9 protein-coding genes are annotated in these 17429 nt (G+C 67.9%); 6 read left to right on the forward strand and 3 right to left on the reverse strand.

Going from position 1 to position 17429, the window contains the following annotated elements; genetic code table 11:
* Nucleotides 1-92 precede the first annotated feature (92 nt).
* The 4 genes from ACZ4MF_RS30665 to ACZ4MF_RS30680 are packed head-to-tail and all read left to right on the forward strand — an operon-like array spanning nucleotide 93 to nucleotide 12225.
* A complete protein-coding gene (locus tag ACZ4MF_RS30665; protein ID WP_467495169.1) occupies nucleotides 93-1367 on the forward strand; it encodes a cytochrome P450 in 1275 nt (424 codons plus the stop codon).
* Nucleotides 1367-3514 carry a beta-ketoacyl synthase N-terminal-like domain-containing protein gene (locus ACZ4MF_RS30670; protein WP_467495171.1) on the forward strand — a complete coding sequence of 716 codons (2148 nt, stop codon included), beginning with the start codon at nucleotides 1367-1369 and terminating at the stop codon, nucleotides 3512-3514. The genes ACZ4MF_RS30665 and ACZ4MF_RS30670 overlap by 1 nt, the downstream gene beginning before the upstream one ends.
* Nucleotides 3507-10337, forward strand: coding sequence for an SDR family NAD(P)-dependent oxidoreductase (locus ACZ4MF_RS30675; RefSeq protein WP_467495173.1), 6831 nt, complete (start codon nucleotides 3507-3509; stop codon nucleotides 10335-10337). Before ACZ4MF_RS30670 ends, ACZ4MF_RS30675 begins: the two co-directional genes overlap by 8 nt.
* Nucleotides 10321-12225 carry an amino acid adenylation domain-containing protein gene (locus ACZ4MF_RS30680; RefSeq protein WP_467495175.1) on the forward strand — a complete coding sequence of 635 codons (1905 nt, stop codon included), beginning with the start codon at nucleotides 10321-10323 and terminating at the stop codon, nucleotides 12223-12225. The genes ACZ4MF_RS30675 and ACZ4MF_RS30680 overlap by 17 nt, the downstream gene beginning before the upstream one ends.
* 109 nt (nucleotides 12226-12334) lie before the next feature.
* Here the strand turns inward: ACZ4MF_RS30680 and ACZ4MF_RS30685 are convergent, their stop codons facing one another.
* Nucleotides 12335-13549 (reverse strand): beta-ketoacyl-[acyl-carrier-protein] synthase family protein, encoded by a 1215-nt coding sequence (locus ACZ4MF_RS30685; RefSeq protein ID WP_467495177.1) that lies wholly within the window; start codon nucleotides 13547-13549, stop codon nucleotides 12335-12337.
* Between the two features lie 475 nt (nucleotides 13550-14024).
* Between ACZ4MF_RS30685 and ACZ4MF_RS30690 the strand changes: the two genes are divergently transcribed.
* On the forward strand, nucleotides 14025-14678 hold the full coding sequence (locus ACZ4MF_RS30690; RefSeq protein WP_467495178.1) for a TetR/AcrR family transcriptional regulator: 654 nt from the start codon (nucleotides 14025-14027) through the stop codon (nucleotides 14676-14678).
* Nucleotides 14675-16084: an MFS transporter gene (locus tag ACZ4MF_RS30695; protein ID WP_467495180.1), complete on the forward strand. Its 1410-nt coding sequence runs from the start codon at nucleotides 14675-14677 to the stop codon at nucleotides 16082-16084. Before ACZ4MF_RS30690 ends, ACZ4MF_RS30695 begins: the two co-directional genes overlap by 4 nt.
* A 104-nt stretch (nucleotides 16085-16188) precedes the next feature.
* On the opposite strand, the gene ACZ4MF_RS30700 is transcribed toward ACZ4MF_RS30695, so the two are convergent.
* Both ACZ4MF_RS30700 and ACZ4MF_RS30705 read right to left on the reverse strand, forming a co-directional pair.
* Nucleotides 16189-16836, reverse strand: a complete 648-nt coding sequence (locus tag ACZ4MF_RS30700; RefSeq protein WP_467495182.1) for a DedA family protein — start codon at nucleotides 16834-16836, stop codon at nucleotides 16189-16191.
* Nucleotides 16837-17159: 323 nt separating this feature from the next.
* Nucleotides 17160-17429 carry a hypothetical protein gene (locus ACZ4MF_RS30705; protein ID WP_467495184.1) on the reverse strand — a complete coding sequence of 90 codons (270 nt, stop codon included), beginning with the start codon at nucleotides 17427-17429 and terminating at the stop codon, nucleotides 17160-17162.

Here is a 17429-nt window from a genome sequence, read left to right on the forward strand (position 1 = left end):
GGCGAGCACAACGTGTCACTTGTCATCGACCATGCCTGACATCTAAGAAACCATTAAGCGGCACTAATTTTTCACTTAATTGAAAGAAGCTCATGACACCCGAGATACGCGAGAACAGGTGCCCCGTCCATCTCGACGCCGCTTTCTATAAAGATCCACATTCCGTCTACCAGGCGATAAAACAACGCGGAAACAAACCCACTGAGGTCGTGCTCGAAACCGGTATGGCCTACCTGCCGCCGAACTTGCACGCCTGGATGGTGACTTCCTATGAAGACATCGAATTTGTACTGCAGGATGCCCGGTTCCGTAAAAGTATAGATGAAGCAATGCCGTTGTTCGCGGCGAGCGCCCGAGACAGCGGACAGGGGCAGGACCGGAGCTCGCTGCTCTACGACAACATGGCGAACAACGACCCGCCCGTCCATACCGCCCTACGTAAACCGCTCAACAGCTACTTCACCGCGCGGGCAGTGGCTCCCAAGCGCCAGGCGATGCGCGAAGTGGCCGATTCGGTCCTGGACGCCGTCGCAGGACAGGAGTCGTTCGACCTCGTCCAGGACTTCGCCTTCCCCTACTCGATCGGAGTCATCTGTGACACGCTCGGGGTTCCGCGCGAGGATCGCAAGACGTTCCACCAATGGGTACAGACGATCACCAGTGACGCGGAACCCGAGGTGCTCCACCGCGATGCGCAGCGGATGGTCGGCTACCTGCGCGGCCTCATCGCGCAACGACGTGAGACAGGCACCGACGACATCCTGACGCAACTCGCCCTTTCACTCAGCGAGTCACAGGCAGTCGCCCAGGCGTACGCACTCCTCGCCGCCGGGTACGAAACCTCGGCGAACCTGATCGTCACGGGGCTGCTGGTGCTGGAGTCGGACCCGGATCAGAAGGCGCGCGTCTGGCGGGACCGGTCGCTCGTGCCGACCGCCGTGGAAGAGATGCTGCGCCATCAGTCCCCCTTCAATCTGTCGCTGTACCGGTACGCCACCGAGTCCGTCGAAGTGGGCGGGGTGACCATCCCGGCCGGCTCCATTGTGTTCCTGGCCTTCGCCGCGGCCAACCGCGACGATGCGCGTTTCGAGGATCCCGACCGCTTCACGGTCGACCAGCCGCGCCGTGAGCATCTGGCCTTCGGCGGCGGCATCCACAACTGCATCGGCAAGCACCTCGCGCGACTGGAGGCGGAAGTCGCGTTCGACGTCCTCATCCGACGCTGTCCAGAACTCTCCGTCCGCACGACGCCCCAGCAAATGGTCTGGAAGGCCAGCCCCACCTTCCGGGGAATCAGGAATCTCGTCGTTGCCCCTGGACCACAGCCATCCTGCTCGGGCACCGCAGGTACAGGTGAAGCAGCCTGATGACCACACGGACACAGCAGTCACAACCGACACCGTCGTACACCGCCCCAGGCGCGCCCCCCGTGGCTGTCATCGGTCTGTCGTGCCGCTTTCCCGGTGCCGACGCTCCGGGCGCGTTCTGGCGCAACCTCGTGTCCGCGGCGGACAGCGTGGGCACCGCTCCGCCCGGTCGTTGGGAGGAACGCGTCGGACCTGCGCCCGTCGAACCCCGCAATCCCATACGGCATGGCGGTTTCATCGAGGGCATCAACGAGTTCGACGCCGGGTTCTTCGGCATCGTCCGGCGCGAAGCAGAGCACATGGATCCGCAACAGCGGCTCCTCCTCGAACTCGCATGGCAGGCGTTGGAGGACGCCGCTGTTCCCGCACACAGCCTGAGCGCAACGCGCTGGGGCGTCTATGTGGGGGCGTGCGCCGATGACTTCAGAACGCAGTACTTCGTATCCGGGCGCCTCGACAGGTTCGGGCACATGGGCTCGAGCCGCTCTCTGCTGGCAGGGCGCGTCTCCCATCACCTCGGACTGCGCGGCCCCAGTGAAGTCATCGACACAGGCCAGTCGTCCTCCCTGTGCGCGCTGCACCGGGCGCTCGCGAGCCTGCGACTGGGTGAATGCGATGCGGCGCTCGTCGCCGGCGTGAACCTCAACCTCCTGCCGGACGTCACCGACCAGATTCAGCTGTGGGGCGGTCTGTCCCCCGACGGCCGCTGCCGCGCTTTCGACGAGCACGCCAACGGGTACGTCCGCGCCGAAGGGGGTGGCGTCGTCGTACTCAAGCCACTCGAGGCTGCCGTACGCGACGGCGACCACGTCTACTGCGTGGTGCGCGGCAGTGCCACCAACAACGACGGGGGCAGAACCGGTCTCGGCGTCCCCAGCTCGGACGCCCAGCGCGAGGTGATCGAAGCCGCCCACCGCGCCGCTGGGGTCACGGGTGCTTCGGTCGGCTACGTCGAACTGCACGGCACGGGCACGCCAGTGGGTGACCCAGTCGAGGCCGAGGCCCTCGGCGAGGCCATCGGACGGCGGCGCTCGCGGGCCACGCCGTTGCTCGTGGGCTCGGTCAAGTCGAACATCGGGCACTTGGAGTCGGCGGCGGGCATCGCCGGATTCATCAAGGCATGCCTGGTACTGCATCACGGGCAGCTGCCGCCAACGCTGCACCATCACCGCAGCCGCGACGAAATGCCGCTGGCGGACCTCAACCTTCGAGTCGTCGGCACGGACCAGGAGGAGAGCCTGGGAACCGACGAAGTCGTCGGGGTCAGCTCGTTCGGCATGGGCGGAACCAACGTCCATGTCGTTCTGGCACGTTCACCCGGCACAACGGATTCGTCCGGTCGGCTCGTGTCCCGGACTCCGTCCGAGCGCCCCGCTCCGGACACCGTGTGGTGCCTCTCCGGTCGCACCCGCGAAGCGGTCCGCGCACTGGCCCGCGCCTTCCTCGAACATTCCTTCCCCACGGAGCGCTGCACCGTGAGCGATGTGGCCTGGTCCCTCGCCCAGCGGGACGAGGGCGAGCACCGGGCCGCAGTGGTCGGCGGATGCTGGGACGAGATGCACGACGGATTGCTCAAGGTCGTGGCAGGCCACGACCTGGCCATCCCTGCGGACTGGCTGCACAAGGGAGGAACCGAACGAGCTGCCTGGGTCTCCGTCGCTGGTACCTACGCCGCCCACGGAGGCATTGCCAAGGTCGCGGATCGATTGGGAACAGGACTGCTCAAGGTACCGGGCTTGCCCACGTACCCCTTCGAACGCGACATCTTTCACGGCCCCACCCCGCCCCGCTCCGTTGCCCGGGCCACCGAACCGACCCCTGCGGTACCGAAAGAGGCCCGCACACGTCCCCTGCTCGACGACTGGGGGCAGGCCACCGATCCTTCGGAACGGCTCTGGCTCATCCGGTCGTTCCTGGAGCGCGAATTCCTCGCCGTTGTGGGCGAAACAGGCGACGAGCGTCTGGGCATGGATCCCGACAGCACCTTCAACGACCTGGGCGTCGACTCCATGTCCCTGCTTGAACTCCAGGACCGTGTCATGGCCGCCACCGCCGTGGAACTCCCGGAGGCTGCGCTCTTCGACCACCCGACGATCAACGACCTCGCGGCACACCTGAACACCGAACTGGAGGCACTCCGTGGCTGAGAACACAACGGAGCCCGAAGACATAGCCGTCGTAGGTATGGCCTGCCGCTACCCCGGCGGCATGAATACCCCGGAGCGCCTGTGGGCCCTGGTCGACGAGGGCCGGGACGCCATCACCGACTTTCCCGACAACCGCGAGTGGCACACCGAGGATCTCTACGACCCGGACTTTGCGCGCCAGGGCGGGTTCCTCCACGAGGCGGACCTCTTCGACGCCGACTTCTTCGGAATCAAGCCCGCTGAGGCCATCTCCATGGACCCGCAGCACCGGGTGCTCCTGCAGGTCGCCTGGGAGGCGATCGAGCGGGCCGGCATCGTCCCGTCAAGCCTCAAAGGTTCACAGACCGGCGTATTCGTCGGGCTGATGCCGAACGAGTACGGGATGCCGCTGTGGAAGTGGCAGGACGAGACGGCCGGTTTCATGGGCACCGGCACCGCACCGAGCGTGGCGTCCGGGCGGATCGCCTACCTCCTGGGCCTGGAAGGTCCTGCCCTGACTATCGACACCGCCTGTTCGTCTTCCGGCGTGGCGATTCACACCGCTGTCCGGTCCTTGCGCAGCGGCGAGACAGACCTGGCGCTCGCGGGCGGCTGCTCCGTACTCGCGGGGCCCGGTATGTTCGTGGACTACGCGAAGAAGGGCGCCCTCTCGCCGGACGGACGATGTCGTACCTTTTCCGACACCGCCAACGGAACTGTCTGGGCCGAAGGTGCGGGCGTCCTCGTCCTTGAACGCCTCTCGGCGGCCCGACGCAATGGGCGCCGCATCCTCGGCGTCATCAAGGGAACCGCCGTCAATCAGGACGGAGCGAGCAACGGCCTCACAGCACCCAGCGGCAAGGCTCAGGTCAAGGTGATCCAGCAGGCGCTCGCCGACGCCGGGCTCGCAGCCGGCCAGATCCAGCTCGTGGAGGCGCACGGTACGGCCACCAAGCTCGGCGACCCCATCGAGGCCAACGCCATTCAGGCCACCTACGGAGCGGACCGCGGCAACGAACCCGTCTGGATCGGCTCGTTCAAGTCGAACGTCGGCCACACCATGGCTGCGGCAGGAGTCGGCGGCGTCATCAAGTGCCTGGGCGCGATGCGCGCCGGCACCATGCCCAAGACGTTGCACGTCGAGAACCTCAACTCCCACGTGGACTGGTCCTCGTCCGTGAAAGTCCTGCGTGAGAGCAGGCCCTGGCCGGCAGCACAGGACGGCGTACGGCGGTGCGCCGTCTCATCGTTCGGTGTCAGCGGCACAAACTCCCATGTCATTCTCGAAAGTTGGGAGGAAGAGTCGACGGCTGTCGCAGCCCCGGCGGACGTCTCCGACGACGCCACGCACGTCCTCACCCTCTCTGCCAAGACGCCGACGGCTCTGCGTTCTCACGCCGCGAGGGTGGCCGAACACCTCACCTCCGGGTCCTCATCCGTGGCGGCGACCGCTCAGGCACTCGCCACACAGCGCGAACACCACGCCCACCGAGCCGTCGCCATCGCAGCAGGACGAGAGCACCTGGCCGCCGCGCTCCAGGCGTTTGCCGACGGCACCGACTCCCCAGCGGTCATGCACGATGAGGCACGGCGCATTCGGCGCCCGGTCTTCGTGTTCCCCGGGCAGGGGTCCCAGTGGGATGCCATGGCCGTGCAGCTCCTCAAGGACTCCGACGTCTTCCGTCTGAGGATCGAGGAGGTCGCAGGAGCCTTCAAGCCGTACCTCGACTACGACTTGCTGGCGGTGCTGACCGGCGAGGACCAGGAGACGGACCGAGAGCGCACGGACGTCGTCCAGCCACTCATCTTCACCATGATGTTGGGTCTCGCTTCGATGTGGAGGCTCGCTGGTGTCCGGCCTGCCGCAGTGATCGGACATTCTCAGGGCGAGGTCGCCGCCGCGTGCCTCGCCGGTGCTCTCAGTGTCGATGAGGCGGCCCGTGTGGTCGCCTGCCGTAGCCGTGTTCTGGAGGACGAGGGACGCGGCGGAATGGCGGCTGTGGCGCTCGGCGTTGAGGAGGCGTTGGCGGCCACACGCGAAGCGGGCGCGCATCTCACTGTTGCGGCGACCAATGGCCCCGCTTTCACCATCTTGTCCGGTGACGACGAACCCGGTATCCAGCGTCTGCTGGACCGGTGCGAGGACCAGGGCGTGTACGCCCGCCGGGTCCCGGCCAAGTGCGCCTCGCACTCGCCTGTCGTGGCCGAACTCGAAGGCCGGATCATGGCTGGATTGGACGGCCTCCAGGCCTCCGCGGAGGATGTGGCCTTCTTCTCCACGGTCGAAGGTGACCGCGTACGGGGGCAGGATCTGACCGCCGCGTACTGGTACCGGAACCTGCGCGAGCAGGTCCGATTCTCCGAGACCGTCACGGCCATGGTGTCGCACGGCTACGACGCCTTCATCGAGATCAGCCCGCATCCGGTGCTCCTCACCTCGCTGCGTCAGATTCTGCAGCAGGCCGACAGCGACGCCCCGGTGTGCGCGACACTCCACCGAGACCAGGGTTCGTACGAGCGGTTCCTGACAGCTGTCGCCGAGGCCTCCGTACAAGGACACGACATCGACTGGGCTGCCCTGCACGCCGGTGCGTGGTCCGGGGGGCCGACTCCGGACGGCCTCCCCACCTACCCGTTCGAAGGGCGCAGGTTCTGGCTTCCGTCGCAGATGAAGACCGCGGCCGTCTCCGTGTCCGCCGCCGTTCGGCCGAGCGCGAGCGGGACGCGGATCGCAGCCGGCGGCCACCCGTTCCTGACATCCGTTGTCGAGACGGTCGACGGCACTGTGGTGATGAGCGGGCGTCTCTCCATCCGAAGTCATCCCTGGTTGATGGACCACCGGGTCGAGGACACGCCTTTGCTGCCCGGCACTGCCTTCGCAGAGCTGCTGCTGTCGGCGGGGCGCGAGCTCGACTGCCCCACCCTCGACGAGATGGTGCTCCGGGATCCGCTGCTCCTGCCGGTGGACGGGACGCAGATCGATGTACAGGTGACCGTGCAACGCGCCGACGCGCAGGGCAAACGGGCCGTGGCGGTGTACTCGCGCTCGGCAGCCGACGCCGAGTGGCGGCATCACGCAGACGGCCTGGTGTCCCCCGAGACCCCTCGACCGGCTCCCGCCGGTCTCACGACCGAGCCTGGTGCCGAACGACTGGAAGCCGACGCGCTGTACTCGCGGCTGCGCGAGACGGGGTATGGCTATGGCGACGCGTTCCAAGGCGTACGCAGTGGAGAGCACGGCGACGGCTGGGCTCGCTCCCGGCTGGTCCTGCCGGACAGCGCCCGTATCAACCACAGCGGCTTCGCACTGCACCCGGCACTGTCTGACGCAGCACTGCACGCCGCTGTGGCCTGTGGCCTGATCGGAACGTCGGCGGCAGGCGACATCGCCGTCCCCTTCATATTCAACGGCGTACGTGTCGGTGACGGCGATGATGCCGACCAGTGCTGGGCCGTTGCCCGCCGAGTGGCTCCCGACGCGATCGCCCTCACTGTGGCCGACGACGACGGACACGTGCTGCTGAGCATCGACCGCATGGTGGTCCGTGGCCTTGAGCGACCCTCTCAGCAGCCGGACCACGAGGAGGCCATGCTCTACACAACCGATTGGGCGGAGGCCGAGGGCGAACTCGGCGTGGAACGCCGCCTGTGCGTCGTGGGCGCTGACGGGCCGCTCGCCTCGTCCCTGCGGGACACCGCACACGGCGGGATCACAGTGGCCACGCTCGACGAAGCCATCATGATCGTCAGGGCTCTGCCCGGAGACTGGCAGGTCGTCCTGTCCGCCCCGCCGACCGGCCCCGGGACCGCTACCGCGGCTCACGTCCATGGCACGGCAGCGTGGGCGCTGAAGGCCGTCCAGCAGTGGATGCTCGCCGAGGACCTCTCCGGGCGTGCCCTGCTCACGTTCGTCACGCGGAACGCGGTGGCTGTGCCCGGCGATGACGCACACGACCTGGCATCGGCCGCTCTCTGGGGCATGGTTCGCACCGCGCAGACCGAGAACCCGGGTCATATCCGTGTCATCGACGTCGACGACGCCGCAGTCACCGAACCGAGCCCGGTCAAGGCGGCGTTGCGACGCTCCGAGGCCCAGCTGGCCGTGCGCGCCGACCGTGTGCTGCGCCCGTATCTATGGCCTCATGTCTCCGTCATCGCCCCGTTTCCGGACTGCGGTGACGACACCGTCGTCATCACCGGCGGCACCGGCACCATCGGTCGTGCCCTGGCCCGCCATCTCGTCACCCAGAAGTCTGTACGGTCCGTGGCGCTGCTCAGCCGAAGTGGCCGTCAGGCGCCGGGTATCACGGCCCTCACCTCCGACTTGGAGCGTCTGGGAGCCTCCGTTCGCGTTCTCGAGGCCGACGTCACCGACGCAAATCGCCTGCGCACGGCCCTGGCCCAACTGCGCTCGGAACGTCCACTGGCAGGCGTTGTCCATGCCGCGGGGCTCCTCGACGACGCCATCGTGCCGAACATGACGCTTGAACAACTCGACCGGGTCCTGACGAGCAAGGTCGACTCGGCGCTCAACCTGGACGCTGCGACGCGTGAGGACAACCTTCGCTTCTTCACCGTCTTCTCCTCTCTCTACGGCGCGCTCGGTGGGCCCGGCCAGGCCAACTACGCTGCGGCGAACACCTTCTTGGACCACTTCGCACAGTGGCGCCAGGCACAGGGTCGGCCGGCCAACTCCGTCGCCTGGGGTCTGTGGGACGAGGCGACGGGTATGACGGGGCACCTCGCCGAGGCAGATCTGCTGCGACTGCGGCGCAACGGAGTGGCGCCGTTCACGGTGCCAGAGGGGCTTTCCCTGTTTGACGCCGCACTCAGCAGCGGCACCACCGCCGTGATCGCGGCGCGTCTCGCTGTGTTCGACGCGACCGACGACGCAACGGCGGACGGCCCATTCCTGTTCTCCCGCCTCGCAGGGCGTGGAGCGGCCCGGACCGAGAAGGTGCGGACACCTGCACCCGCGGTCGTCGCTGCCCCGCCCTCGCCGGCACCACAGCTGGAGATGCAGGAGACGCCTGCCGCTCCCGCTCAGCCATGTGCCGGGGCCGACAGGCCCACCCGTCCGCAGGAGGCGGCCACCGTCCTCGACCTCCTGAACTCGACGGACGCATCCCACGACCAACGCGTCGCCGGCCTGCTCACAGTGGTCAAGGAGAGCGTGGCCGAACTGCTCGGCACCGACCCCCGGCGCGTGGATGCCCAGCAGTCCTTCTACGAGATGGGCTTCGACTCCCTCACCTCCATGGAGCTACGCGTCCGCCTCGGCCGCAGACTCGATGTCCGGCTGGGCGCCACCGTGGTCTTCGACCACCCGACTCCGGAGGCACTCGTCTCGCACGTCGTGGACCTGTTCCGGCCCGATGACGGGCCGGAGTCGGACGAGTCCGAGGAGCCCGACCCAGGCCAGGTCACTGAGCCGAGGCCCGCTCCGGCGCCGATTGCCGCACCCGCGGGGCAGAAGGCGGAACAGAGCACGGACGCCGACGTGCTGCGGGCAGAGGAGCCCTCCATACCCGACTCCGCCCCGTTTCCCCTGACCAAACTTCAGGAGGCGTATCTCGCGGGACGCGCCGGTGACTTCGAACTGGGCAACGTCTCCACGTACTTGTACGTGGAGGTCGACCTGACCGACTTCGACGTGGCGGCGGCCGAGCACGCGCTCGACCGGCTCGTACGGCGCCATCCGATGCTGCGGGCCGTCTTCGCCCCGGAGGCCGGGAGCCAGAAGGTGCTGGGCACCGTGCCGCGCGTATCGATCCCCGTCGAGAACCTGACCCGGCTCACAGAGGACGAACGCGTCGAGCGGCTCGCTGCGATACACGCGGAGCTGAAGGCCAAGGAGTTCGACGTCACGAGCTGGCCCCTGTTCACGGTTCGCGCCACAGTCATCAGCTCGACTGTCACGCGACTGCACTTCGGCATAGACGTACTTGTCTCGGACGGCAGCAGCACCTCCGTCCTCTTCAAGGAGTGGGCGCAGCTCTACGACGGCCCGAACAGGGAACTCCCGGAACTCCGGTCCACGTTCCACGAGTTCACGCTCAAGATCCGCGAGCAGGCTGCGTCAGCAGAGAGCGACCGGAGCAGGTCGTACTGGAGCGGTCGGCTCCAGAGCCTGCCTCCCGCTCCGGAACTGCCACTCGCAGTCCGCCTCGCCGATGTGCCGCGCCCCGTGTTCACCAACCGCTTCCTACGCGTCGACGCGCCGGAGTGGGAACAGTTCAAGCGCAATGCCGCGGCAGCCGGTCTGACGGCGTCGGGCGCCGTGCTGGGGGCGTACTGTCACGTGCTTGCCGCGTGGTCCAAGACACCGGACTTCACGATCACATGCCTTGTCTCACAACGGGACGCGATAGCCGGTGTGGACACATCCAATGTCATAGGCAACTTCTCCTCCACAAGTCTGCTCGAGGTGCGGGTCGACCAGGCCGATCCGTTCCGGGACACGGCCCGCCGGATCCAACGGCAGCTGATGCAGGACATGGAACACACCGTCTATTCCGGCCTCGACGTGCTCAGGGACCTCGGCCGCATGGACGCGAGCGCGGGGCGGGCCCGCATGCCAGTCGTCTTCAACAGCACCATCGGCGGGGCCGCCGCCGACGGGCAGCAGGCCGGGCCTGTGGGTTGGCTGTGCCGCATGGGCTCGACAGGCACGCCGGTATGGAGCGGGGTCCGCACCCCGCAAGTCATCCTTGACCACACAGCGTTCGAGGAGAGAGGCGGTCTGATCCTCAACTGGGACGTGGTGGAGGAAGTGTTCCCGGAGGGCGTCGTGGACTCCATGTTCACCGCATACGAGAGGCTGATTCGTGAACTCTGTCGCTAACTCCGCCTGGCTCGCACCCGCCTGGGCGAACGACCCCGAGCTGGGCCCCGCCGCCGGCAGGCTCCAGCGCACTCCGGAACCCGAGCTCCCCTCGGACCACACCCTCCATTCCCGTTTCGTCAGACGAGCTGCACGTACTCCCGAGGCTGTCGCCGTGATCTCACGGGACCGGCGCCTCAGCTATGGCGACGTCGACGCGGAGTCGGCTCGTGTGGCCTCTCTCCTGGCGGAGCATGGCACCACCACTGGAACGTTGGTCGGCGTGGTGATGGACAAGGGCTGGGAGCAGGTGGTCGGCAGCATGGGCGTGCTGCGGTCGGGAGGCGCGTACGTCCCCATCGACCCGCGCTGGCCGGCCCAGCGCCTCGCCGCGGTAGTCGCCGCCGCGGGTCTTGACACGGTCCTCACCCAGCCCGCGCTGCGCAACGCCGTCGACTGGCCCGATGGCCTCACGGTGCTGGACGTCGAGGCGCCCAGCCCGTTCGGGGACACCTCGGCCCACACGGCACCGGACGTCCTGGTGGCACCTGGGGACGTCGCCTACGTGATCTACACCTCCGGCTCCACGGGCGTCCCCAAAGGGGTGGTAATCGAGCACGGATCAGCGGTCAACACCATCCTCGACGTCAACGACCTGCTGTCGCTCACCGCAGACGACCGAATCCTCGGCCTCTCGGCTCTCAACTTCGATCTGTCGGTCTACGACATCTTCGGCCCCCTCTCTGTCGGTGGCGCAGTTGTGCTGCCCAGTCCGGAGGATGCACGCGAACCCGCCGACTGGCTTTCCCTGATGGCCGAGGGGCGCGTCACGGTGTGGAACAGCGTTCCCGCCTTGATGGCCATGCTGTGCGAGCACCTGACGTCGTCACAGGACACAGATCCTCCATCTCCGAAGGCTCCGTCCTCGCTGCGCGCCGTCCTCATGAGCGGGGACTGGATCCCGGTGGCCTTGCCCGTCGAGATCCGGCGGTTCTTCCCCCAGGCGGCGCTGTGGAGCCTCGGGGGTGCGACCGAGGCCTCGATCTGGTCGATCCGGCATCGGATCGTGCCCGAAGATGCGACGTTTCCGTCCATCCCCTACGGCACATCCATGCGGAACCAAAGGGTATTTGTGGCGGACACGCTCCTACGGCCACGCCCCACTTGGGTCGTAGGCGAAATCTGCATCGCCGGCGTCGGCCTGGCCCGTGGATACCTCGGCGACACGGAGAAGACCGCGAAGAGTTTCACCGTCTCTCCGGTCACCGGAGAACGCGTGTACCGGACCGGTGACTGGGGACGGCTCCTGCCCAACGGCGAAATCGAGTTCCTCGGCCGCGACGACATGCAGGTCAAGGTCGGCGGCTACCGGATTGAACTGGGCGATGTGGAAGCCGCGCTGCAGCGATGTCCGGAGGTCGCGGGCGCCGTCGTCACAGCCCCGGGCGACCGGAGCCGTAAGCGACTGGTGGCGCACGTCGTACTGGAGGCGGGTACCAGGCGAACGGGCGCGGACATCAAGAGGGCCGCAGAAGAATTCCTGCCGCCGTACATGCTTCCGGCCCTGGTGACCGTGTGGGACGAACTGCCCCTGACGGCGAACGGGAAGGTGGACCGCACCGCACTGGCCCGGCACGAGGGTGAGCCGGGTACGGAGGATGAGAACGCTCGTCCTGCCACCGAGGAGGAACAGGCCCTGCTCTCCCTGTGGAAGGGCTTCTTCGAAACGTCCTCGCTCTCCGTCCTCGACAACTTCTTCGATCTAGGCGGAGACTCTTTGCGGGCCGTACGTCTGATGGCAGTGGTGAGGAAGAAACTGGGCGTCTCATTGCCCGTTTCAACGCTCTTCTCCGCACCGACGATCCGGTCACTGGCGGACCGCGTACAGGAGTCGCGCGCGGCCGTGTAGCTACATGAGTGTCCGGCTGGTGCCGATGGCACCAGCCGGACAGGTTCGTTGGGCGGCTGCCGGCCCTGAGGGGCACATGCCGCCCAGCGTGACGGTCAAGGTCTCGTCGTCACCTGGTGAAGACGAGACTGACGTTGTGTCCGCCGAACCCGAACGAGTTGGCCAGCGAGGCACTCCACTGACCGGTGCGACGGTCGCCGCGCACCACGTCCAGTTCCACGCGCGGGTCGAGTTCGTCGAGGTTGCGCGTGGCCGGCACCGTGCCGTCCTTCAGCGCGAGCAGAGCGGCCATGGCGCCAACCGTTCCGGACGCGCCCATCATGTGACCTGTCATCGACTTCGTCGCCGTCACCGCAGCGTGGCTGCCGATCATCCGGCCGATCGCCTCGGCCTCCGCCAGGTCACCGGACTCCGTCGAGGTGGCGTGGGCGTGCACGACCCCAATGTCCGCCGGAGTCAGGTCGGCATCGCGCAGCGCCAGTTCCATGGCGTAGGCCTGGCCGTCCGCGTCGGAGGCCGTGATGTGGTTCGCGCTCGAACTCACGGCACTGCCCGCCAGCGTGCCGTAGGCACGTGCTCTACGGGCCCGGGCGAATTCGGGGCGTTCGAGCACCATCATCCCCGCGCCCTCGCCCATGACGAACCCGGACCGCTTGACGTCGAACGGGCGGGACACGGTCTCGGGGTCCACGGACTGCGTCGACAGGGCCTTCATCTGGGCGAATGCCGCGATGGTGAAGGGGTGCAGGCAAGCTTCCACCCCACCTGCGACGACCACGTCGGCCCGTCCGCTGCGGATCAGATCCTGCCCCAGGGCGAGTGCCTCTGCCCCGGACGCACAGGCACTCACCACAGTCCTGGCGCCTCCCTTCGCGCCCAGGTCCATACTCACCCAAGCAGCCGGCCCGTTGGGCATCAGCATGGGGACCGTGAACGGCGACATCCGGCGAATTCCGGAGCGTTCGAAGATGTCGTCCTGCCCCAGCGTGGCGAGGACACCGCCCGTCCCAGTACCGATGACGACGGCGAATCGTTCCGGCTCGACCTGCGGAGCACCGGCGTCCTGCCAGGCTTCGCGCGCGCTGAGGACGGCGACCTGCTCACCGCGGTCCAGCTTTCTGGCCTCTGTCCTCGGAAGCAGGGAGGCAGGGTCCACCGTGAGCCCTGCCGCAACGTGCACGGGCAGGTCGGCAGCCCACTCCTCCTCCAAGAAGCGCACCCCCGACTTACCGTCCAGCAGCCCCGACCACGACGACGGCGCATCGGCTCCCAGCGGAGTCATCGCACCGACGCCTGTCACCAGCACGCGACCGTTGCGGGTCACACGAGCCTCCTTGAATTTTGTAGATCCTACATAGCGCCCGACTTGCCCTCATGGGGATCATGACAGCATCCAAAAGGGAAATCAGGCTAGGAGTCGACCGATTTGAAAGTGAGAGATTGTCTGATTCCAACAAGGGTGTACCTCAGGCGGGAGCGCACGGACGATGACTCGTCGTGACCGAGAGGGTCTTGCTCGACAGCAGACCGAACTGCGCGGACGCCGGCGCTACGGCGAGGTTCTCCAGACAGCCGATGTCGTCGGCAACCACTAGACGGTACGTAGGCGACGGCCCCCACCCTTGCCGCAGCCGAGCCGAATAGCAGCTCGGAGTATTCAGCCGCGCAAGGGTCCGCGCTCGTCCGCGTCCTGGTTCGACCGGCGTCACGTGATCAAACCGGCCCAACGCAACTGCCCCCGGCACCCCGGCAGGGCTCACTAGTAGACAGCGTCTACTAGTGTGATGTAGACACTGTCTATGGAACGTGAGAACTCCCTCCGGGATCGGCTGATCGATGTCGGGGTGGACCTTGTGATGACCGAGGGAACGGGCTCGCTGGGGCTTCGGGAGATCGCCCGTCGGGCCGGGGTGTCGCATGGAGCGCCACGCCGGTACTTCCCGACGCACCACGCTCTGCTGTCCGCCATCGCCCGCCGAGGTCTCGCGGACCTCAAGGACCGGTTCACCGCTGTGACAGCCGGCATTCCGTCAGCGCGCGGCCAATTGGAGGCGCTCGGCAAGGCGTACATCGGGTACGCGCTGGATTGCCGTGGCATGTTCGAGCTCCTGCTCCGGCACGATCTACTCGACAGCGAACGGCACGCGTCGGACCAGCCTCGGCTGCGGGAGCTGACCCTTCCCCTCTTCGGGTTCATCGTCGAACTCGTCGCCCGGCACCGCGAGGAGGAGAAGGAGGCGCTCCGCCTCGACACGGCGAGGGACATGCCCCCGCCAGCCGTCTCGGCCGGGCTGCTCTGGTCCAATCTGCACGGCATCGCCCAACTGTGGTCCTGGGGCAGCCTGCCACTCGCTCTCGACACCGCCGAGACCGGCGGCGCGCCCGCGAGCGGTGTGCTCGACGCGCTCGTCACTGCGGCCATGGACACCCACCTTGGAATGGTGAACCCTTGACCGCGACCGTACGGCAGCGCCTCGCACTCGTGGTCAGTGTCGCCGGCGCGATGATCGTGGCACTCGACGGAACCGTGCTGACCGTGGCGCAGCCCGGGCTGCAACGTGACTTCGGCGCCAGCGTCGCGCAGGTCCAGTGGACCAGCACCGGCTACATGCTCGCGGTGGCCGCGCTCCTCGTCATCGCCGGACGCCTCGGCGACCGGTACGGGCACCCTCGGCTGCTGCTCCTCGGCGTACTGGGCTTCGGGGCCACCTCGGGCGGCATCGTGCTCGCGCCCGGAGTCGGCTGGGTGATCGGACTCCGCGCCCTGCAAGGCGTGTTCGGCGCGCTCCTGCAACCGGCGACGCTCGCCCTGCTGAGACTCGCCTACCCGGCGGACAAGCTCAACACGCCGGTCGCCATCCGCACCAGCTCGATCGGGGTGGCCGCGGCCACCGGTCCGGTCCTCGGCGGCTTCCTCGTCACCCATCTCGGCTGGCGTGCGGTGTTCATGGTGAACGTGCCGATCGCGATAGTGATCGCGGTCGTCGTCCTCTTCGTTCGGGTTCCGGCGCCGTCCGGCAGCGAACACCAGCGGCTCGATCTGCTGGGCTCGGCCCTGCTCGCGGCCGCGCTCACGGTCATGGTCCACACCCTGGTCGCCGTTCCCCGCGACGGGTGGAGCTCGGCGCCGACGCTCCTGGGGTTTCTCGCCACCGCGGGACTTGCGGTCGCGCTCGTCGTGCACGAACGCCGCACCACGAACCCGATCGTGCCCCCTGTCGTGCTGCGGTCCGTGCCAGTGACGGCGTCCATGGTGATCCTGCTCCTCACCACCAGCGGCATGTTCGGTGCCCTGTTCGTGGGCACGTTCTCCCTCCAGGACGTCCTCGGGCTCGACCCGTTCGCCGCCGGACTCCGGGTCCTTCCGATGACCCTGCTGATGGTCTTCGGCGCCCCTGCCGCCGCCGGGGCGTTGCGCCGGTACGGCGCACGCCGCTGCGCGATCGCGGGTACGCTCCTCGTCGCCCTCGGCATCGTGGGACTGGTCCGGATCGGTTCGGCGGGCACGTGGTGGATCACCGGTCTCGCCTTCGCCGTGCTCGGCGCGGGGTTCGCCACCGTGATGGTCACCGCCACCGGCACCGTCGTCGGCGATGCGCCTGCCGGCTACGCCGGGGTCGTCGGCGGGCTCAAGCAGACCTCGATGAACATCGGCCCGACCCTCGGTATCACCATCGCCGCAACCATGATGGTGGTGAAGCCCTCCCGCGGCGGCGCACCCGCCACGGCCGCGAACCCGGCCGTCGCCCTCGGACTGGGGCACACCCTGCTCGTCCTGGCCGCGATCGCCGCGCTCGCCACGCTGCCGGGGTGGCTGCTCCCCTCGAGAGCGTCCCGCGATACGGAAGTGCCGGGCTGATCCGGGTCGTTCGCACCACACAGATCGCCCGGCCCGGCAAATCCGGGCCGGGCGAGCGCAGGGCGGTTCGGGTGATCTGCTTCGGCCAAGCGCCTGATGGTACGTCAGCGACCGGTCCGGCGGGAACGAATCACCTCGATGAGCACCGGCGAGAACGAGACGGCCATGATCAGGGCGATCGCCGGGAGCATGTAGGAGTCGATGCTGCCCTTGAGCGAGTCGCCGAGCCGGTAGCCGAGCAGGACGATCATCACCGTCCACACGGTTCCGCCGATCGCGTTCCACACGAAGAAGGTGCCACCCCGTACGCCGAGGACTCCGGCGACGGGGTTGAGGAAGGTGCGCACGACGGGCACGAAGCGGGCGAGCACGATGGCCTTCCCCGCGCCGTACCGGGTGAAGTACGCCTCCGCCTGCGCGACATGTGCCTGCTTGAACATCCGCGAGTTGGGGCGTGCGAACAGCTTCGGCCCGAGCCGCGCGCCTATCAGGTGACCGAGTTGTGCGCCGCAGACCGCGGCCACGGGCGTCCCGATCAGCAGCGCGGGCAGCGAGAGGTGGAAGCCGGGGCGGCCGAAGACCTCTGCCGCCGCTCCTGAGGCACCGACCCCAGCGAGGAACAGCAGCGAGTCGCCGGGCAGGAAAAAGCCGACCAGCAGTCCGGTCTCGACGAAGATGATGGCCAGGATGCCCATGAGTCCGAACGCTGTGATCACCGACTGGGCGTCCAGCACGTTTACAGCAAGGTCCATGTGGACCTCCCCCCATGAATGTTGGTGTGGGTGTCGGTGCCGCCCCTGTTCGGCGGCACCGGATGGATATGAACGGTGTGCGGCCGCCTCGGTCGACCGAGGCGGCCTCGTCGGTGAGCGGGCCTCCAGTGGGAAGCGGCCCATGGGCACATGGCCGATGAGTACGCGGCCGGTGGGCGCTGGTCCGCTGGGGGGTGTCGTTCTCCGGGACCTGCTCGCCGACGAGGTCGCGGCACAGATGGACGAAGCGGATGCCCGGCTGGCAGGCGCGCTGCCGAACGACCTGCGCGCGCACTGTCTCGGCAGCGCCTTCGTTGGCCTGATCACCCGATGGCTGACGAGGCCGGACCAGCGGCGCCGCCCGCTGATCGGTGCGCGACGCCCGCCGCGGTCAGCACCGGACTCAGCGCGTCCACCGCTGATTGCCCCGCCGCGACCACTGCCGAGTCGGCCGGGACGAGCCGCTCCGCCCCGTCGGCGTCCCGCAGCAGGACCCCCTGCGGCAGCACGGCCAGGTACCGCACGCCGGTCAGCCGCTGGGCCCCGTACCGGCGGAGCTCGGCCAGTACGACCCACCGTGTACTGCGGCCCAT

The sequence above is a fragment of the Streptomyces sp. NPDC025793 genome, from assembly GCF_055558375.1.

Coding starts and splice junctions, on each gene's coding strand:
- ACZ4MF_RS30665 (WP_467495169.1), top strand. CDS start 93: ATGACACCCGAGATACGCGAGAACAGGTGCCCCGTCCATCTCGACGCC.
- ACZ4MF_RS30670 (WP_467495171.1), top strand. CDS start 1,367: ATGACCACACGGACACAGCAGTCACAACCGACACCGTCGTACACCGCC.
- ACZ4MF_RS30690 (WP_467495178.1), top strand. CDS start 14,025: ATGGAACGTGAGAACTCCCTCCGGGATCGGCTGATCGATGTCGGGGTG.
- ACZ4MF_RS30700 (WP_467495182.1), bottom strand. CDS start 16,836: ATGGACCTTGCTGTAAACGTGCTGGACGCCCAGTCGGTGATCACAGCG.
- ACZ4MF_RS30705 (WP_467495184.1), bottom strand. CDS start 17,429: ATGGGCCGCAGTACACGGTGGGTCGTACTGGCCGAGCTCCGCCGGTAC.